Here is an 18,489-nt window from a genome sequence, read left to right as displayed (position 1 = left end):
ATTAGGCAACAGAGTGGTACACCCTCACCGTGTCCTCCACCATATCAAGGACGGTACGTGGATAAGCGGTTTTCGCGATCATCGCATCGAGGAACCCGCGGTCATGGACCAGTCGCTGCATCGCGACCGCCAGCGCGTGCACCGAACCACGCTCGAACGACATCCCCGTTTCATCCTCGCTGATGAATTCCGTTAGCCCTTCGACATCGGAAACGATAACCGGGGTTTTGGTGGCGAGCGCGTCGAGCAGGACCAGCGGACTGTTCTCGTACCACACCGAGGGAATGACGAGAACGTCCACCTGCGACAGCACGCGCGCCATGTCGGCAGACGGAAACGTTCCACGGAAATTCACGCCCTCGGTCGCCATCTCCTTGAGCGTCGCAAAGTATCGCGGATCCTGCTCAGCCGGCCCGTAAATATCTAACGTCGCACTACCCTTCGGCAGACGGCTGAAAGCACGGATCAGCAGATCCGTGCCTTTGTGCGGTGCGATCTGTCCAATGAAGCCGAAGCGCACCACGCTGCCTCTGCTTCTTTCGGTGCTCAGCGTGCGGTCGATGTCGGTGCCAAACCAGATGGCATGCATCGGGTTCGTGAATCCGTTTTCCTTGTAAGCGTGTTGCAGAAACGCGGTCGGCGTGATCAGCGCGGCGTACTGGGCATACATCTCTCGCAAGGTATCTGGCCGCATTCTCAGGTCTTCGATGACCGCGCCGATCGAACTGCGCATCACCCGATCCAAGCCACGAGCGCGCATGATGATACTGGCTGCGCGTTCGGCATACTTTTCGTTCGAAAACACACGGTAACGAGGGCTGCTGCCGGGTTGCATGGAGACGGCCTTGCCGTAGCATGCCAGGCAGTTCGAGCGGGACGGGTTGGGACCGGCGCAAAGATTACCGGCGGCGTTCTCAAGTTTGTTGTTGAAGCAAACACCGTAGAAGTCGGTGAGCGTGCCAACAGTTGGAATGCCCTTCTCGCAGAGCACCTCCAGCAAGATAGCGGTGTGATTGATCAGGTGCGTGACGTGCACGAGATCCGGTCTGATCTCGTCGAGTAACTTGTCGAATACGTCTCGCGTCTCCGGTTGATAGAACGTATCCCTTACTCGCCGGTTCGGCATGTAGTTCTTGTCGAAGCAGACGACGGGGATACCCTTGAACTCGTAGTGCGTGATCAACTCGGCTTGCTGTGCTTCCCCTGGGAAGATCGCGGTGACGACGATCGGTTCATGGCCAAGTTCTTTCAGGCGAAGTGCCAGATTCAGCGTATAGGTCTCCGTACCATAGAAATGCCTTGGGAAAAAGCAATGAACGAAAAGCGCGATTTTCATGAAAATTGATCAATCTGGGTGTTTTGTAACGTCGGCCCCGAGCACTTCCCCATACAGAGCACGGTATGACGATACCATCGCTTCGAGCGAGAAGTATTGCTGCGCCCGATTTCTATGGTCGAGCGCAAGCTTTCTGCGCGCTGCGTCGTCGTGCAACAGATTGTCGATGATCTGGGCGAGACGCTCGGCATCGGCTGCCGGAGCGAGATAGCTGTCGTTGTTGATGATCTCGCCGATTGCGCCCACGTCATAACCGACGACGGGCACTTCCATATTCATCGCGAACGGGCTGACTTGCCCGAAGCTCTCCTTCCATACGGGCGCGACGAAAACCGCCATGTCACGGTAAAGACCCGGTAACTCACCATAGGGCACATAGCCGGTGAACTCAAACTGCGCGTCGACGCCAGCTGCGGCCACCGATGCCTTGAACGGCTCCAGCAAACTGCCTCCACCCACGATCAGGACGCTTGCCTTCGGATTCATCTGCGCGACACGAATGAATGGGACAATCGCGCTTTCGTTCAGCTTGTCGCGCTCAAGGCGATAAACCATTCCCACCTTCTTCCCGACAGCTTTCTCGCCCTCCTTCAGCGAAAAGTGCGAGAAGTCGGAACCGGGATAGATCACACGGTTCTTGGCCCTTGGATCACCGAATTCCCGTTCGACGTACTTGCTGACATAGACATTGTGAATGATGGACGGTGACACGAACGGCGCAACCGGCGTGTTGATGTTCTGAACCACGGGAATGCCGAGTCCGGTCGCAGCGTCGAAGGCCTTGGCATACCACGGTTCATCGCAGTCGCCCCAGTAGTGAACATGGATGAACTCCGGTTGGTGGGCACGGAAAAAGGCAAGGAACTGATCAGCTTCGCCAGGCTGCGAAATCGCATGGATGTCGACGCCCGTGTAGGCTTGCGGCGTGGGAATGAAGCTCGTCAGCACGGTCTGCCGATACCGATGCCCGAGGCCTTCGATAAGGTCGACCACCAGCTTCGATGATCCGCCGGTCATGAAGTTGGCGATAACGTGCAATACCCGGGGCCGCTCTGCCAGATCGGGCTTTTTTTGCCGGACGATATACGCATTTGCGCCTTCTCCCTTGGGCGCGACAGGGGCTTTCGGCAGCCGGGGCGCCGGCGGCTCTGGAGGCGGAGAAACGAGCGCACGGACTTGCGAAACCACGCGGGATAGCGGGCGCTTGAGGACCGCCGGCGTCGTCATGGCTCCGATGAGGTACCCCGCCCGCGCCATCTGCCGCCCAGAAATCGGACGTTGCGTCAATGCGTCCCTGAGTCGGAACCATTTGGATTGCCGGAGAGCCGCGAACGCCTCACGGAGTTGTGCCGCTTCGGCGTCGGCGCTTGCGCCACTGTCGCCGAATGACTTCACTTGCTCATGCGGCTGATCCCGCTCAAGTCGCCGGATACGCTCAGCCTGCATTTTGATCAGGTTTGCTTGCACCTCGGCTTGTTTGCGATGCCGAATGAGTTCTTCGTTCAGGAGCGCCTCCTCAGCCTCGCGCTCCTGTTTTCCGTGCCCGTCGCTCACTTCCGCTGGCCGTTCGACTCGTCCATCCTCCTTCTGGAGGCGGAGATTCAAGCCGTGAATCTCATCGCCCAGGCGATGGATGATGTCGTCCTTCGCGCCCATTTCGGCCACGATTCGCTCGTTGAGCACCCGGACGTCCGCAGACAGCGCGCCCACGATCTCTTCCTTCTCGACCAGCAGATCTTCCAGTCGGTGGATCTCGGCGCCCTGAGTGGAAATTGCGGCATCCTTTCTGAGTAAATCCCCATTGAGGCGGATGACTTCATTGACGATGCTGGGCGTAACGATCAATTCGGCATGCAGCACGTCCTCGCTATCGAGCGTCGAACGTCCCGTCGTGCCGCGCTGAAACTGATGCTCCAATCGCCCGTAGCGCTTGAGAATCTCGTCGGATAATGAAAGGCCGATACAGCTCAACGCCGCCTCGAACAGATCGCGCAACCGCACGGGCGTGCCTTCCTTCGGCACGGCGACGGTGCGCAGTTCCCACAGCGAGCAATAAGCGCCCCGAAACAGCAGGTAGCCAAATTCGATTGTTTCGCCGTACTTCCATTCGAGATCAAAAAACGAAGCCTTGCCACCGTCGAGAATCAGATTGCGCGGCAGCGCGTCCACGAGACGTGCATCGACAGGCGCGTCGAGAGCGGGCAGGCCGCCTTGCGCGATGCCCAGCTTTGCCCTGAGCGCATCGAACCATTGCATATACCAGTCGGTGAACGTCGTTTGCGTCCAGCCAGGCTCGGAGAGCAGCAGTGAGAGTCTGTATTGCCAATGGGTCCCGTCGACGAAAGGAGCATCTGCAACGGGAAGATTTTCGACGCCCGTCGAGCGCGCGCCAGCCGACGCAAACAGCGGCCGGTGAGTCACCATCAAGGGGCCGTGCGCCGTCTTGCGGACTTGCAGCTCTTTGGTGAACTGCGGTAGTCTGTCGACGGCATAGTGGAAGCCCGCTGCATCCGGATCGTTCCCCGCGAGCGGTTGTCTCGACGCAATGGCAAGGAACGAATTGGATAACGCGTGTGCTAATTCGTTGCGATAGACCGGTCCCCATGCCCTTTCGGGCGAGAACGCCTGATAGAACGGACGCTGCGGATCGGCGGCGGAAGCATTCGCGATCATCGGTGAGAAATCGGCTTCGAGCCGACCGCAAACCGCCTCTTCGCTTAGCACGGAAAGCGGCAGCTTGTAGTCAGGGAACGGATACCACCATTGCTGGAACGACAAACTGGCGCGATCCAGGTGACTGCCTAACTCCTTCCGTCCGAATGTCGCGACGCCCTCCGGCAGATAACGCTCCTCGATGCCGAACATGGCCACACCGGTGTGGTCTTCGGCCGCCCCTGCGAAGTACTTGAGTCCCAGTTGATTCTCGATGGCGACGAACACGCGACCGGCTTCCGTGAGGCGTGCGACGCAATCCGAAAGCAGCCGGTGCGTGCCATCGACGCCGAGGAACTTGCGTGCGTATTCGAGCACGCCGATCAGCATGACTGCATCGAACTCGCCCAGGACACCGATCTTCTCGCTGGTCGCGCAGATAATCTCCACGTTAGGCAAATCGCGGCAGCGCTCGCGGGCGATCGTCGCCCGCATCAGACTGCCTTCGACCGAAACGACAGTGGCGCCGGCCTCGCCGAGAAAGCGCGTTATGGCGCCGCAACCGCAACCGATCTCCAGCACGCGTTTGCCAGCGAACCAGGAAGCGAACGGACGCAACAGGTTGCCTCGCCTAGGTGTGAGGTGATAGGTCGACGGCCAATCGATCATCTTCTCGCGCAGGTCCATGGAGCCCGAACTGACGTCGCTCGCGTCTCTGACCGCGTCGAGAAGGTATTGCTCCTGCTCCTCGCCATCGGAGTAGTCGAAAGGCTTGCGCTCGCGCTCCACCCATACGCGGATGGATTCGTCGAAATCAAAAAAGCCGGATAAGTCCATTTTGCTTGGGTAATCTGTCAAAGCTATTGAATGAGCCGTTCGAAAAGGATCGAAGCGGCAAGAGCCGCGCGTCAGGACGCGTGAACCTGGCTGACGGCCATCGTCATGTCAAGATCGGTCAAGCCATAGAAATTCAAAGCGGGCGCGACGGAAAAATGAACTGCGTCATAACGCCGGTCATGCGGAACGATGGCTTCCTCGGCACGGGATGCTACGCCGATAGAGATGAAGTAGTCGCCTGTCGCAAGCGTACATCTGAAATTCATTTCGACTACGACCCCGGAGCCAGGCGCGCCGAGACCATGCGTATGGACTTCCGACGACAGCAACTCGCTATTCGTGCCGGCAACCGTGATCCCCTCTTTCGTTTTGATCGTGACGCCGAAGATCGGGCGCACCACCTCTTGGTTGAAGCGCACCGAAAGCCGCAACCGCATTGTTTGCCCGCTGGTCACGAAGCGCGGGTCCGCTCGCCCGTCGGCCTCCAGCGAGAAATCCAGAATGGACGCGGCGCCATCGCCCCAACGATACTCATGATGGTTGTACGCGGCTTTTTGAGCGAAGACATCATCCGACAGGCTAAGCGGAAGCCGATCCGTACCGTGTTCCGTCGTGCCCGATACGATCAACTCAGGCGCGCTCTTTTCCGCGGCTTCGCGATCCCGCCCGAACAGCAGATCCATGTAGCGATTGACCACGGCACGCGGCTCGTCCTCCATGACGAGCCGGCCGGCATCGAGCAAGATGGCCCGCGTGCAGTGATTGACGATCTGATCGCTCGAATGTGTAACGAGAAGAATACTTGTGCCACTCTCTTTCAGGCGCTTCAACCGGTCGAAACACTTTGCCTGAAACCGTGCGTCCCCGACCGCCAGCGCTTCGTCGACGATCAGGATATCCGGGTCGATCTGGGATTGAACCGCGAACGCGAGCCGCACGGCCATCCCGCTTGAATAGGTCTTGACCGGCTGATCGATGAAGTTAGCAAGATCTGCGAACGCGACGATATCGTCGAAGCGATGAGCCGTCTCCTCGCGGGACAGCCCGAGAATCGCCGCGCTCATGTACACATTCTCGCGCCCCGTGAATTCCGGATTGAATCCCGAGCCGAGTTCGAGCAAGGCGCCGACGCGTCCCTTTACCTGAATATTGCCGCTAGTGGTAGCAAGCGTGCCGCAAATCATCTGGAGCAACGTCGATTTGCCGGAACCGTTGCGTCCGACGATGCCCACTGTCTCGCCCGGCGCGATGCGAAACGAGATATCGCGCAGCGCCCAGAATTCGCGGAAGAACTTGCGCTTGCGATGAAACATCTGCCGCAGGCGATCGCCCGGCTTGTCGAAGATCTGGAAGCACTTGCTGACGCCCTCCACGACGATCGATGAATCAGAGAACGTCACTGAATCCTCCTCGGGTTCTCTGGAACCATGCATAACCGAGCCATGCGATCAGCAGGCTGCTCGCCAGCAGACAGCCGTAGATAGTCGGGTCCGGCGCCTTACCCCAGATCATTACATCGCGGGCCTGCTCGACGACCACTGCCAGCGGGTTGATCATGAATAGAACCTGAAACCGTGCCGGCACGGCCGAAGCCGGGAAAAAAATAGGCGTAAGAAACATAAGCGTGGTTGTGAGAACGCCGGTGATCTGCGCGACATCGCGCAGGTACACGCCGAGCGCTGCGAGAAACCATGTCAGACCGAGCGTGAACAGGACGAGCGGCAGTGCGACCGCGGGAAGCCAGAGCGCCGTGAGTGGCGGCGCGCCGAACACCGCAACGTAGAAGACCAGCCATACTGCGAGGCTGACCAGCAACTGGAACATCGAGGCTGCCACCGTCACCACCGGCAGTATCTCGAGCGGAAACACCACCTTTTTGACCAGATTCGAATTGGAAATGATCTGGAGCGGAGCCCGGTTTACACAGTCCGCGAACATGTTGAAGAACATCAGCCCGGCGAACAATACGAGTGCGAATTCGGTCTTCGAGTCAACGCCGACTCGCCAGCGTGCCTTGAAAACATAGCTGAATACAAAGGTGTAGATGGCAAGCATCAGCACCGGAATGAAAAGCGACCAGACCAAGCCGAGAGCCGAGCCGCGATAGCGCGACGCGATCTCGCGCACGATCATCTGACGGATGAGATTCCCGTTTCTAGCCAACGTTCGAAGCAGGCTGAACGGATCGATAGAGTTTCTTTGCATTAGAGCATTGGAAGTAATTCAGGGCGCTGTCTGTCAGCGCTTTACGGCATCCCAGAACATGCGGCAACCCTGCTCCAGGTCGACCGTGGGTCGCCAGTTGGTTTCGGACGTAATCCGTTCGATGTCGAGATAGATTGCCTTCACATCGAACGAGCGGGACGGATGGAAAACGACGTTCGGGACGATGCCGGAAACTTTCCTGACTACTTCCAGGATATCGATCAGGCTGTGTCCCACGCCGCTGCCCACATTGTAGAGATTGAAACCCGTCCAATCGGTCGCCTGAACGAGCGCGGCCACCGCGTCGTCCACATGGATGTAATCGCGTATCACGGAGCCATCACCCCAGATCTCGATCGGATCGTTAGCAACGGTCTTCGCGAAGAAGGTCGGAATCACTCCATGCACCCCGATACGCGTCTCGCCCGGGCCGTAGGGGTTGGCAAGACGCAGAACAGTGGCGTTCAACTGCTGCAGGGCGCAGTTGAGCCGCAGATATTGTTCTATCGCGACCTTTACGATGCCATACGAGGAAATCGGCTGCAAAGGCGCATCCTCGCGAACCGGCACGGCGCCCGGATTACCATAGACAGTGCCGCCCGACGACGTGAACACGATTTTGTCCACGCCGGCCGCCCTCATCGTGTCCAAAAGCCGCAAGGTACCCAGCAGATTGCTTTCGACATCGTAAGCCGGGTTCGCATTCGAGGTGCTGGGAATAGTCGTGCTGATCAGGTGATAGACGACATCCACGCCAGCGAGCGCACGCTCCAGGCCAGCGCCCGTTGCAAGATCGCCTTGATAGTAGGCCACGCCCTCGCACAGTTGCGCGCTGCCGTGCCCGCGGTCGAATACGCGCACGTTGGCGCCGCGTGCATGCAGCGCCCGGACCAGGTGGCGTCCGAGGAATCCGTTCCCCCCCATGACGAGCACATTTGGCGCCGGGTTACCCCAGCTACCTTCTACTTTAACCAACTTTGTTCTCCACTAAACCGAGACGGCGATTCATCTGTCGACTGAATCGTCACCCGGGTGCTTTATATCGTAGTCAGCGTCTCTGCCCAAAGAAGGGAGACGAGACGCTCGACATAAGCGTTCATATCAAAAGCATTCCGCGCGATGCGACGGTTCTCCACGCTGATATTTTTTCGCAGCTCTGGCTCGCGAGCGAGCGCATCGAGGCGCCGCGCAACTTCGGCGACATCGGAGAATGGCGCGATACTGGCATCGGCGTGAGTCGAATCGGCCAGAACTTCTGCGATTCCGCCGGCGCCTTCGAAACACAGAACGGGCAATCCGACAGTCATGGCGTCGATCGCGACGTTGGGCAGCGGATCCATTCTGGATGACAAAAAGAATACGTCGGCCAACTCATAAAGCTCCTCGAGACGCGAGGTGGCCCCAAACAGATGCGCATGCCCTCCGGCTCGTTCGAGCGCGCGCATTTGCATGGTCAGACAAGCCGTATACGAAAGATCGCTTTCGCTGTCGTGCCCAACCCACACGAACAGTGTGTTGTCGTCCGGCGCATGACGCCTGAGTGCCGCACCTGCCGCGAAAAACAGATCGACACCTTTGCGAAACTGGACCGTGCCGGCGCCGAGCACGAGCCGGGGCCTCGGCATGATCGAGTTCAGCAAAGTCTTGACATGATCGACTGTGTCCGGCGCCCCTTTGCGTTCATCGATGCCGCCGCGCAGACGACTCGCCGATTCGGACGATTCGGCTCCGCCTTGCGGGATGACCGACTTACCCTGACGCAGGAGAACGGCCCTTTCGAGCGCCTTTCTCGTTTCATCATTGATGGCGTCCTCCAGCACCGGCTGCGAAGACATGACTACGACCGAGGCATGATTGATGGCTTCGTCCGTGCTCGTGCGCGAATGCATATAGCTCACGTACTCGTGCACCAGGAAAAGCACGCGCATGCCGTGATCCGCCAGCGGCTTCACCATCATGCGCGATTCGGTGCTGTTGACGATGGCGTGATCCACTGTCACGCGCGCGCGGATATCCCGGACGAGGCGCGTCAGCACGACGGCATGCCGCATTTCCGGCTCAGTCAGCACAAGCGTTTCACAGCACACCTGCCTGAATTCTTCAGTGAGCGGCCCGTCCGCGAGCAAGATTGCGATGACGTCGGCCCGCGCGGACAACTGCTGACAGATGTTCAGCGCGACCACCGGAGCCCCTGTGCGCGACGCATCATGAGAGACCACAATCACCTTCGGACGTGCCGAACCGAAACGGTCGCCGCGCCACTGGCTCGCCACGTCCAAAGGATGCGAAGCACGCCCTTCCGCGCGACCATAGAGCAGGTAGTGATCCAGCGCGGACATGCCGCTTGCCGCGACGTCCGGAGCAGCCTCGAGATAAAAATCCGGATCGAAATCGGCCACCCCGCTCTGCGCCGCACGCTGCTTTTCGGGGTTTTCGCTTCCCTCGGTGACAGGCTGCTCGCGCGTCCCCTTGCGGCCCTCCGCTTTGCCGAAAAGCACATAATGTTCGTAGGGGTCGACTGCGGCCGCCGCGACGTCCGGATTCGAAGCGAGGTAGAAATCGGCATCGAAGGACTCCGCTTCCTTGGCGCTAAGCTCTCCCGCGCTCCCAACGCGGCCTTCAGCGCGCCCATATTGCACGTAATGCTCCCAGGGATCCATTCCGCTCGCAGCGACGTCCGCGTAGGTCTCCAGGTAAAACTTCGCATCGAATGCTTCACGCAAGTTTGGGTTCAATCTTCGCCCCTTGATGACCGAATCCGGACCGCAGTTTCGCGTCCGCCCTCATTCTGCTTCAGGTCCCGCGCATTTACGTCGAAATTTTACACGGCGCTCCAACACCGCCATTCTCGAATTCCAGCGGATGCGCGCGGGCGCGCTAGTCCAGATACTCTGCAAAGCTCACATCACGATTGCGGCTGCTGGCCCATGCATCGAAGTTTGTTACCGAGGCGAGAAGACGCCGCGTGTCAGGCGGCATGTCATCGAGGAATGCAAGCAACGGCTTGATAAGCTCCTCTGGGGCGGGATCGACTTCGATGCGTCGCAACAACTCGCCCGCATGAGCGCCGAATCGCTCGATGCCGCGCAGAATCGACGCGGAGATGCCCGAGAGTTGGTGCGTCGAGCCACGCCCCTGATCTTCGATTACGCGTAGCGAGCCGTTCGCATCGAAGTCGTAGCCAATCACCGCATGATGGGGCGCCGAAAAGAACAACTCGACCGCCACCCGGTTCGCGTACACCTTGCGCGCCACGCGCGCCCCGCACGTCTCAGGCGACAGCATCGAATCCATACGATATAGCGCTTTACGCCGAAGGCATTCGGGTTGATCCGTCAGGCACAGGTAGTAACCGTACAAGTCGATATCGAGCATGCCCCGCAGTGCCGTTTCGAGCGCTTCCTGGGACGTGCCATTCCACCCCACGTCCACCAGCGCGACACGCATGCCGGGCTTCACGCCGAGTTCGTGCAGATAGTTGAAGAGTCCTGCGCGCACGGCCCGGCACGTCTTGAGGATCTCCCAACGGCTCGCCCAGAGGAAAGTCTTAAGCCGCTCGACCGTCGCGGGTCCGAGACGCACTTCCGGTCCGAGCCCGATGTCGCTCATCACGTTGTCCGCCCACGGCGTAACGCCGATTCGCTCCAGCAATTCGAAAGGTGAAAGTTCTTCGGCCCCCGACAGCAGGAACGGCACCATCTTCTCGAAATTGGACTCGTCCGTTGCCGCAAGCGTGAGCGCGATACGAGAGCTCTTGAAATACTCACAGCGGGGAAACACACCGGCGTCGCCGCGCTTTTCCATCCGCTCCAGCACATAGCCGTCGCGCGACATGAACAAGACCAGATCGATCTCGTCGCGCACGGCGACACGTTTGATCCAATGGAGGAAAGCAAGCGCGGCAGGTCCACCAACCTGGAAACCCAGCGTCTCGAACGGGTCCGGGCCAGGTAGTTCGGGGATTGCTCGGCCGATGGCAAACGCAACGGAGGCCGCAGGTGTACTGACAGCCGGCAACGCAGCGCGGCGAGAATCGACGTAGTGAAAAGCCGCGAAACCTCGCTCCCGCGCACGCCGAATATCGGACAGTTCGTTGTCCCCGACATGCAGAATCCGCGCGGCCGTCACGTCGCATTCCGCAGCGACGATGTCGAAAAGTTCGCCGCAGTCCCGCTTGGTCGCATTGCGGTGCGATGAAATGAATAGTGGCACTTCCGCCAGGCCGTACTTCTTCAACAGCGTTTCGAAGAAGTGTCGGGGCAAGTACATGTCCGAGGTAATTACGACGCGCTTGGTGCCGACGATTTCGTCGAAGAATGTGCGCAACTCGGGATTGGGTCTGGTCAGTTCCAGTTCGAGCGCCAATTCGAGGCCGGCGATCTCTTCGGCGGGCAAGGGCAGATCATCAAAGCAGGCATAGATGCCATCGAGCGTGATCTCCTTCTTGCGCTCGGCATGCATGACCTGAAACGCCTTTGTCTGAGCAAGCCGGCGCCGCTCGCGAAACGACGCGATTCCGGTTCGTTCGCCGATGATGTCGAAAAGGTCCTCTGGGTCGCAAAGAGGTCGTACAAACAGGGTATCGAATACGTCGAACGACACGACATCGACGGCTTCGGCCGCTCTTCGAAGTTGGACTAGGAGATCGAGTTGCATAAGTTGTCTCAATTCGGTAGCGGCCCGACTCGCCGTCATCGGCGCGAACGGGACCGCTAGAGCGTTCAGCCCGCAGGAATTCGAAAATGTACGTCGTTCGGCGACAGATTCGGGTTGTGGAACGGATCACGCATGAAGAACCGCGGATGCTTTTGATAGAGGCGCATCCTCTCGCAGACCAGACGTTCGAGCTTCCGCGGATCGAGGCTGTCGTCGCCCCGAGTCAGTGATTCGTGATGGATCAGTTCAACCGACGGGCAGAGTACGTTGTAATACCCCGCTTCGGTCAGACCGAAGCAGAGATCGACATCGTTGTAGGCAATCGGAAACGTTTCGTCGAAACGTCCAACGGCTTCGAATTTCGAGCGCTCGATCATCAGGCACGCGCCGGTTACAGCCAGCCAGTTGTACTCCAAAATGTTGCGCGCGAAGGCCACGGGCGTATAGGCATCCGCGGCGAGGAAAGCGTGACCCGGCCCTGCCGCCAGATTGACAATGCCGCAGTGTTGCATGAGGCGCGATTTGGGATACAGCAGCTTTGCTCCGACAGCGCCGACGTGCTTCAGTTGCGCGTAGCCAGCCATACGCTCAAGCCAGTCGGGTGAAATCACTTCCGTATCGTCGTTCAGAAACACAAGAATCTCGCCGCGAGCATGACGCGCGCCGACGTTATTGATTTCCGAATAATTGAACGGAAAGTCATGCGGCACCACCGTCACCTGATTGATCTCGGCAAGCGCGCGAAGATGATCGAGCGTCTGCGGCTGACGGGAACCGTTGTCCATCACGACGATTTCGAAGTGGCGATACGCAGTGAGTTTCATGATCGACGCGATGCACTGCGCCAGCACTTCGCCATTGTCACGGCTCGGAATGATGATCGATATCAGCGGCGCACCCGACAGTGCATATTTGACTCGCGCGTGCCCCGGCAAATCGGACAGCGGTTCGAGCACACCCGCGTGGCCTCGCCGTACAAGCGCCGCTTCGCGCGCGCGCACGCTGGCATCGACGGCGTAAGGCTTCTCGGCAAGGTCAGCAGCGACCGAGCCCGGTATCACGCGCCAGTGGTACAGAACTTTCGGGATATGCACGATGCGCGAAGTCTTCTCGGCAATCCGCAGTACGAGATCCCAGTCCTGGGCCCCGTCATACTCGCTGCGCAGCCCACCGAGTTCCTCGACGAGCGAGCGCCGCACTGCGGAGACATGGCACGTGAACATCGTGCTCATGATCGTATCGGGCGACCAGTCCGGCTTGTGAAACGGGAGAGAAAACTCGCCGGAAGGCAGAATCTTGTCTTCGTCGCTGTAGATGAAGTCGGCATTCGTCGCGTCGACGGCCTTAGCGAGCTCCCACAGGCAATCCGGTGTCAACTCGTCGTCATGATCGAGGAATACGATGTAGTCGCCAGACGCCTGCCGAATCCCGGCGTTCGTGGCGCCCGAGATGCCAAGGTTCTGGTCAAGCGCGATGACCTTGACGCGATCGCCAGCGGCAAGCCGCAACGCAGCGCGCGCAGCCTCCTGCGGGCTGTTGTCGTCGACGATGATCAGTTCGTAGCGCCCGTACCATTGCGCCCGAACGGAAGCCAGGAGGCGTTGCAGCAGGAGTTCCGGCGTGTTGTATGCCGGCACCACGATGCTGAACAGCGGGTGAGTAGCCAACTCGCGCAGTTGGTCGGGCCGTCGCGGGGGCACGTACGAGTAGCGGAAGTTCCGCCAGTCGGTCTCCATACGGTATCGCCCCACATCGGACGCAATCCGGCCATCGCGCGCCGGAGCGTTCAAAGCGGTTTGACCAAGCTCCGGATTGAACGCGAGGTACGCCGGCTTGATCTGCACAGCCGCGCCCAGCACATTCACCGACGCCACTCCGCCCAGATGCCGGCGAATTCTGAGCATTTTCAGACGTTGCGGCATCAAGTGCGGCGTTGCGACCCACCAGGCCGCCTTCGCCGCCCTCCTCAGCATCCGGCGTGACCCCGGCGATAGCCGCGAAAACGCAGCGCGCATCGGACGCGAACTCGCCAGCCCTCTCAACTTCTGCTTCATATCGATTCCAACTCACTCTTGACCATCGCAATCCACGGCACGCAGCGCATCGAACTACTTGCCGTGCTTCTGACGCAGTGGCCCCAACTTATTGATCATTCCGTGCACCACACCGCGGACGATCATTCTGATTTGCTCGACGGGTTGTCCGGAAAACAATGGGTAGATCACCGCACGCACCGGGAGCTTGCCGAGCTCGGAAATCTTCCAGCCAAGCGGCATGTATCGTCGATAAAAAATGAGCGCGATCGCGTTGCGAAAAAGGAAGTAATGCCGAAACGCAGAATGCATGGCAAACGTCCGTCCCAGAACGAGCGCGGGTTCGTCGCCGAGGCTATGCTGCATCGTGAGCCACGGCAGGCCGATCACCGAACATCCCGCGCGCTTCGCTCTCACGCACCATTCGACATCGACGAAGTCAATGAAGAGCGACTCGTCCATCGGCCCCACGACGTGCCACTCGGACAACGCGATGCACGAGCCCGACGAAATCAGGAAGTCGACTTCGAGCGGCTCACTTCCAACGATCGGCACGCGCGTCAAGCCCAGCGCGCCGAAACGCACGAATGGCGTTACGCCACCCAGGCGCGGATCGTCATAGGCCGGCCCGACCAAGGCAACCCTGCGCCCTTCCTTTCTCAACTCATGCATGGCGCCGACAAGCCCGACCACCAAATCTTTCGACGCCTCGCTATCTTGATCGAGGAGCAGTCCGTAATCGAATCCGCGCGAAATCAGCGCATCGACACCTTCGTTCTGGGCCGCTGCGATTCCACGATTCATTCCGCTTGCGCGGTATTCGATCCGTGGATCGAGCGAACCGGCACGTGACGCAGTGTCTTGTTCTTCGTCACGCGGTGTGTTGTCCACCACCACGACAAAGATTAAGTCAGCCAGCCGATTAACCCTGTCGAAGCAGGCGGCGTCGGGTCGATAAAAGACTACGACAGCACCGGCGCGCGAGCGGGCTTCAACGATTGCGTCGATGACGACCTCAAACTTGCCGTGTTGCAGAAACGTCGCAGTCAGCCAGACAGAGCTCGAGAGCGACGCGCCAGTCGGGCTGCCGGACGCCGAAACGCTCAGCGAGGGCTTCGTTCGACATACGTGAATTCTGAGGACGACGTGCCGGCGTGGGATACTCGCGCGCCTCGATAGGCACGACGCGCGGCGCCTTTTCTCCCATGGCGGTCTCGAACACCGCACGCGCCAGATCGTACCAAGACGCCTCGCCTGCCGCTGTCAGATGATAGATACCCGAGTTTCTTTCCCAATAGTCCACCTGACCGGCGCGCAGTCCTGAGGCGACCACATGAGCCGTCGACGTCGCGATCGTATTCGACCAGGTCGGCGCGCCAATCTGATCTGCGACGACACGAAGCTCGTCGCGCTCTGCGCCAAGACGGAGCATCGTCCGAACGAAATTCTTGCCGCGGGCACCGTACACCCAACTCGTGCGGAAGATCAGATACGTCCCCTGCGCATCGGCGATGGCGCGCTCCCCCGCGAGCTTGCTGGCGCCATAGACGTTTTGCGGGTTTGCGGGATCACTCTCCACGTAAGCGGCGCCCTGCTTTGCGCCGTCGAAGACATAGTCAGTCGAGTAGTGAATGAGAAGCGCGCCCAACTTCGCGCATTCCTGGGCGAGCACGGCCGGCGCATCACTGTTGAGTCTGAACGCTGTGTCGCGGTCGGCTTCTGCCTGATCGACCGCGGTGTAGGCCGCCGCGTTAACGACGATGGCCGGCCGCAGATTGCGCAGCACGGCGCGAATCGCGTCGAGATCTGCGAGATCGAGCGCGTTCCGCCCGAGGGCCACGACGCGCCCCAGACCCTGCATCGTTCGCGCAAGCTCAAACCCCACTTGGCCGTTTGCCCCGGTGATCAAGATAGTACGTTGATCGTTCACGGCACCGCTCATGCAAACACCTCAGCTTCCGCCAACCGCTTGCCAGCCGCATCCTTCGCCGCGAGCAGCGGCTCGAAGTCGATCGGCCATTCGATGCCGATCTCCGGGTCGTTCCACACGATGCTGCGCTCGTGCGCCTGGAACCAGTAATCGGTCGTCTTGTAGAGAAACTGCGCCGACTCCGACAGCACGACAAAGCCGTGCGCGAAACCCGGCGGCACCCACAACTGCCGGTGGTTTTCCTCCGACAGGTTCACGCCGACCCACTTGCCGAAGTTCGGCGAACTCTTGCGGATATCGACCGCGACATCGAACACTTCGCCTTCCACGACGCGCACGAGCTTGCCCTGCGCATGCTGAATCTGATAGTGCAGTCCGCGCAGCACGCCCTTTGCCGAGCGCGAATGATTGTCCTGCACGAACTCGACACCGCTCTCGACGTGCTCCCCGAATTCACGCGCGTTGAAGCTCTCGTAAAAGAAGCCGCGCGCATCGCCGAACACTTTCGGCTCGATGATCTTGACTTCGGGCAACGCCGTTGCCGTTACCTGGATGGCCATGCGACTTTGTCCTTGGGAAGATTGAGCAGGTATGCACCGTAAGCGTTCTTCGACAGCGGCTTCGCGAGCGCGAGCAGTTGCTCCTCGCCGATCCAGCGCTTCCGGTACGCGATTTCCTCGGGACACGCCACCACGAGACCCTGGCGCTTCTGCAACGTCGCGATGAAGGTGGCCGCTTCGATCAGCGACTCGTGCGTGCCCGTGTCGAGCCACGCGTAACCACGCCCCATGATCTCGACATCGAGCTTCTTCTGTTCGAGATAGCGTGAATTGACGTCCGTGATCTCGAGCTCGCCGCGCGCGGACGGCTTGATGTCCGCGGCGATGTCGCACACCTGGTTGTCGTAGAAATACAGACCCGTCACGGCGTAGTTGGAACGCGGCTTCGCGGGCTTTTCCTCGATCGACAGCGCGCGGAACTGCTGGTCGAATTCGACCACGCCGTAGCGCTCGGGATCTTGCACGTGATAGGCGAAGACCGTCGCGCCGTCGGTGCGCGTGTCCGCGCTCTCAAGTTGCTTGGCGAGGTCGTGCCCGTAGAAAATGTTGTCGCCGAGAATCAGCGCCGACGGTTCATTGCCGACAAACTCGCGCCCGATGATGAACGCCTGCGCAAGCCCGTCCGGCGACGGCTGCACCGCGTACTGAATATTCATGCCCCACTGGCTGCCGTCGCCGAGCATCGACTCGAAACGCGGCGTGTCCTGCGGCGTCGAGATGACGAGCACGTCGCGAATGCCCGCGATCATCAGCGTGGATAGCGGGTAGTAGATCATCGGCTTGTCATAGACAGGCAGCAGCTGCTTCGACACCGCATGGGTGATCGGATAAAGCCGCGTGCCGGAACCGCCGGCCAGAATAATGCCCTTGCGCGCCATGATTCAGCCCCTCACGCGCGCTGCGCGTAGTTCGTCTCGACCCATTTCCGGTAGTCGCCGGAAGCCACTTCGTCGGCCCACGCCTGATTGTCCAGATACCACTGAACCGTCTTCGCAAGACCAGTTTCGAAGGTCTCCGCGGGCTTCCAGCCGAGTTCGCGCTCGAGCTTGCGCGCGTCGATGGCATAGCGGCGGTCGTGGCCCGGACGGTCCTTTACATATGTGATCTGTTCGCGATACGAACCGCTCGACTTCGGCTTCGCGCGGTCGAGCAAGTCACACAGCGTGTGCACGACTTCGAGATTCTTTTTCTCGTTCCAGCCGCCGACGTTATACGTCTCACCGGGCACGCCGCGTGCGAGAACCTCACGGATCGCAGAGCAGTGATCGCCCACGTACAACCAGTCGCGCACGTTCTGGCCATCGCCGTACACCGGCAGCGGCTTGCCGCCGAGCGCGTTGGCGATCATCAGCGGAATCAGCTTTTCAGGGAATTGATAGGGGCCGTAATTGTTCGAGCAGTTGGTGGTCAGAACCGGCAGTCCGTACGTGTGGTGATACGCGCGCACGAGATGATCGGAGCCGGCCTTGGTCGCGGAATACGGGCTGTTCGGCGCGTACGGCGTGGTCTCGGAGAACTGCGGATCGGTGGCCGAAAGCGAGCCGTACACTTCGTCGGTCGATACGTGCAGGAAGCGGAACGCCTGCTTCTCGTCTTCGGGCAGCTTGCTCCAGTACATCCGCGCGGCTTCGAGCAGCGTGAACGTGCCGACGACGTTCGTCTGCACGAAATCGGCCGGGCCGTGAATCGAGCGATCGACGTGGCTCTCGGCGGCGAAGTGCAGAATGGCGCGCGGCTTGTGCTTGGCCAGCAGCGCATCGATCGCGGCGCGGTCGCAAATATCGGCGCGCTCGAAGATGTGGCGGGGGTCGTCCTTCAGAGACTTGAGCGTTCCCAGATTGCCCGCATACGTCAGCTTGTCGACGTTGAGCACGGGTTCGTCCGAACCATTGAGCCAATCCAGCACAAAATTGGCGCCGATGAAACCGGCGCCGCCCGTCACGAGAATCATACGTGGCCCTCTTTATAGCTTTCCGTCAGGTCATTACGCCTCGGGAAAGCTTGAATATGCAAAAAAATTGCGACACTTGCGGCGGATGAAAGCAAAATCGGAAAATATGACCGATTTTCGTGCATTCCGCCCCAGTTTGGTCAACCCTGAATTATAAGGCTCCGCCATTCAAAAACTAGGCGGATAACAACTTGATACAGCTCGCGATTTATGGTTGCACAGGTGGCAGCGGGTAATTCCCGCCTGTGCATCCGTCGGTTAAAGAGACAGTGCTCAGCCGCTGTTCCATAATCTTCGCTCACCCGGATTTCCTCTTAGAAGCCTGACAA

13 protein-coding genes are annotated in these 18,489 nt (G+C 59.7%); all 13 read right to left on the bottom strand.

What is annotated here, in order from left to right; all coding sequences use genetic code 11:
- Position 1 precedes the first annotated feature (1 nt).
- Entirely contained in the window at positions 2 to 1,336 is a 1,335-nt protein-coding gene (locus BG60_RS11855) for a glycosyltransferase family 4 protein (protein ID WP_034471663.1), read from the bottom strand.
- Between the two features lie 9 nt (positions 1,337 to 1,345).
- On the bottom strand, positions 1,346 to 4,825 hold the full coding sequence (locus BG60_RS36305; protein WP_051996485.1) for a glycosyltransferase: 3,480 nt from the start codon (positions 4,823 to 4,825) through the stop codon (positions 1,346 to 1,348).
- Positions 4,826 to 4,896: 71 nt separating this feature from the next.
- Positions 4,897 to 6,138 (bottom strand): ABC transporter ATP-binding protein, encoded by a 1,242-nt coding sequence (locus tag BG60_RS11845; RefSeq protein ID WP_241484855.1) that lies wholly within the window; start codon positions 6,136 to 6,138, stop codon positions 4,897 to 4,899.
- 73 nt (positions 6,139 to 6,211) lie between these two features.
- Positions 6,212 to 7,030, bottom strand: a complete 819-nt coding sequence (locus BG60_RS11840; RefSeq protein ID WP_034471657.1) for an ABC transporter permease — start codon at positions 7,028 to 7,030, stop codon at positions 6,212 to 6,214.
- A 33-nt stretch (positions 7,031 to 7,063) separates the two neighbouring features.
- Positions 7,064 to 8,005, bottom strand: coding sequence for an NAD-dependent epimerase/dehydratase family protein (locus BG60_RS11835; RefSeq protein ID WP_206540327.1), 942 nt, complete (start codon positions 8,003 to 8,005; stop codon positions 7,064 to 7,066).
- A 62-nt stretch (positions 8,006 to 8,067) separates the two neighbouring features.
- A complete protein-coding gene (locus BG60_RS11830; RefSeq protein ID WP_034471652.1) occupies positions 8,068 to 9,753 on the bottom strand; it encodes a glycosyltransferase family 4 protein in 1,686 nt (561 codons plus the stop codon).
- A gap of 154 nt (positions 9,754 to 9,907) precedes the next feature.
- Entirely contained in the window at positions 9,908 to 11,686 is a 1,779-nt protein-coding gene (locus BG60_RS11825; protein WP_034471650.1) for a hydrolase, read from the bottom strand.
- A 65-nt stretch (positions 11,687 to 11,751) separates the two neighbouring features.
- A complete protein-coding gene (locus BG60_RS11820) occupies positions 11,752 to 13,740 on the bottom strand; it encodes a glycosyltransferase family 2 protein (protein WP_241484854.1) in 1,989 nt (662 codons plus the stop codon).
- Between the two features lie 54 nt (positions 13,741 to 13,794).
- On the bottom strand, positions 13,795 to 14,727 hold the full coding sequence (locus BG60_RS11815; protein WP_051996494.1) for a glycosyltransferase family 2 protein: 933 nt from the start codon (positions 14,725 to 14,727) through the stop codon (positions 13,795 to 13,797).
- A gap of 7 nt (positions 14,728 to 14,734) precedes the next feature.
- On the bottom strand, positions 14,735 to 15,661 hold the full coding sequence (gene rfbD, locus BG60_RS11810; protein ID WP_034471648.1) for a dTDP-4-dehydrorhamnose reductase: 927 nt from the start codon (positions 15,659 to 15,661) through the stop codon (positions 14,735 to 14,737).
- Complete coding sequence (rfbC, locus tag BG60_RS11805) at positions 15,658 to 16,209, bottom strand: dTDP-4-dehydrorhamnose 3,5-epimerase (RefSeq protein WP_034471646.1); 552 nt, start codon at positions 16,207 to 16,209, stop codon at positions 15,658 to 15,660. The genes rfbD and rfbC overlap by 4 nt, the downstream gene beginning before the upstream one ends.
- Complete coding sequence (gene rfbA / locus BG60_RS11800; protein ID WP_034471643.1) at positions 16,194 to 17,087, bottom strand: glucose-1-phosphate thymidylyltransferase RfbA; 894 nt, start codon at positions 17,085 to 17,087, stop codon at positions 16,194 to 16,196. The genes rfbC and rfbA overlap by 16 nt, the downstream gene beginning before the upstream one ends.
- An 11-nt stretch (positions 17,088 to 17,098) precedes the next feature.
- Positions 17,099 to 18,160, bottom strand: a complete 1,062-nt coding sequence (gene rfbB / locus BG60_RS11795) for a dTDP-glucose 4,6-dehydratase (protein ID WP_034471640.1) — start codon at positions 18,158 to 18,160, stop codon at positions 17,099 to 17,101.
- Positions 18,161 to 18,489 lie beyond the last annotated feature (329 nt).

The organism is Caballeronia zhejiangensis (assembly GCF_000698575.1).
Lineage (GTDB): Bacteria > Pseudomonadota > Gammaproteobacteria > Burkholderiales > Burkholderiaceae > Caballeronia > Caballeronia zhejiangensis.
This window is presented reverse-complemented; position numbering and strand designations above follow the sequence as displayed.

Coding starts and splice junctions, on each gene's coding strand:
- BG60_RS11855 (WP_034471663.1), bottom strand. CDS start 1,336: ATGAAAATCGCGCTTTTCGTTCATTGCTTTTTCCCAAGGCATTTCTAT.
- BG60_RS36305 (WP_051996485.1), bottom strand. CDS start 4,825: ATGGACTTATCCGGCTTTTTTGATTTCGACGAATCCATCCGCGTATGG.
- BG60_RS11845 (WP_241484855.1), bottom strand. CDS start 6,138: ATGTTTCATCGCAAGCGCAAGTTCTTCCGCGAATTCTGGGCGCTGCGC.
- BG60_RS11840 (WP_034471657.1), bottom strand. CDS start 7,030: ATGCAAAGAAACTCTATCGATCCGTTCAGCCTGCTTCGAACGTTGGCT.
- BG60_RS11825 (WP_034471650.1), bottom strand. CDS start 11,686: ATGCAACTCGATCTCCTAGTCCAACTTCGAAGAGCGGCCGAAGCCGTC.
- BG60_RS11820 (WP_241484854.1), bottom strand. CDS start 13,740: ATGAAGCAGAAGTTGAGAGGGCTGGCGAGTTCGCGTCCGATGCGCGCT.
- rfbD (WP_034471648.1), bottom strand. CDS start 15,661: ATGAGCGGTGCCGTGAACGATCAACGTACTATCTTGATCACCGGGGCA.
- rfbC (WP_034471646.1), bottom strand. CDS start 16,209: ATGGCCATCCAGGTAACGGCAACGGCGTTGCCCGAAGTCAAGATCATC.
- rfbA (WP_034471643.1), bottom strand. CDS start 17,087: ATGGCGCGCAAGGGCATTATTCTGGCCGGCGGTTCCGGCACGCGGCTT.
- rfbB (WP_034471640.1), bottom strand. CDS start 18,160: ATGATTCTCGTGACGGGCGGCGCCGGTTTCATCGGCGCCAATTTTGTG.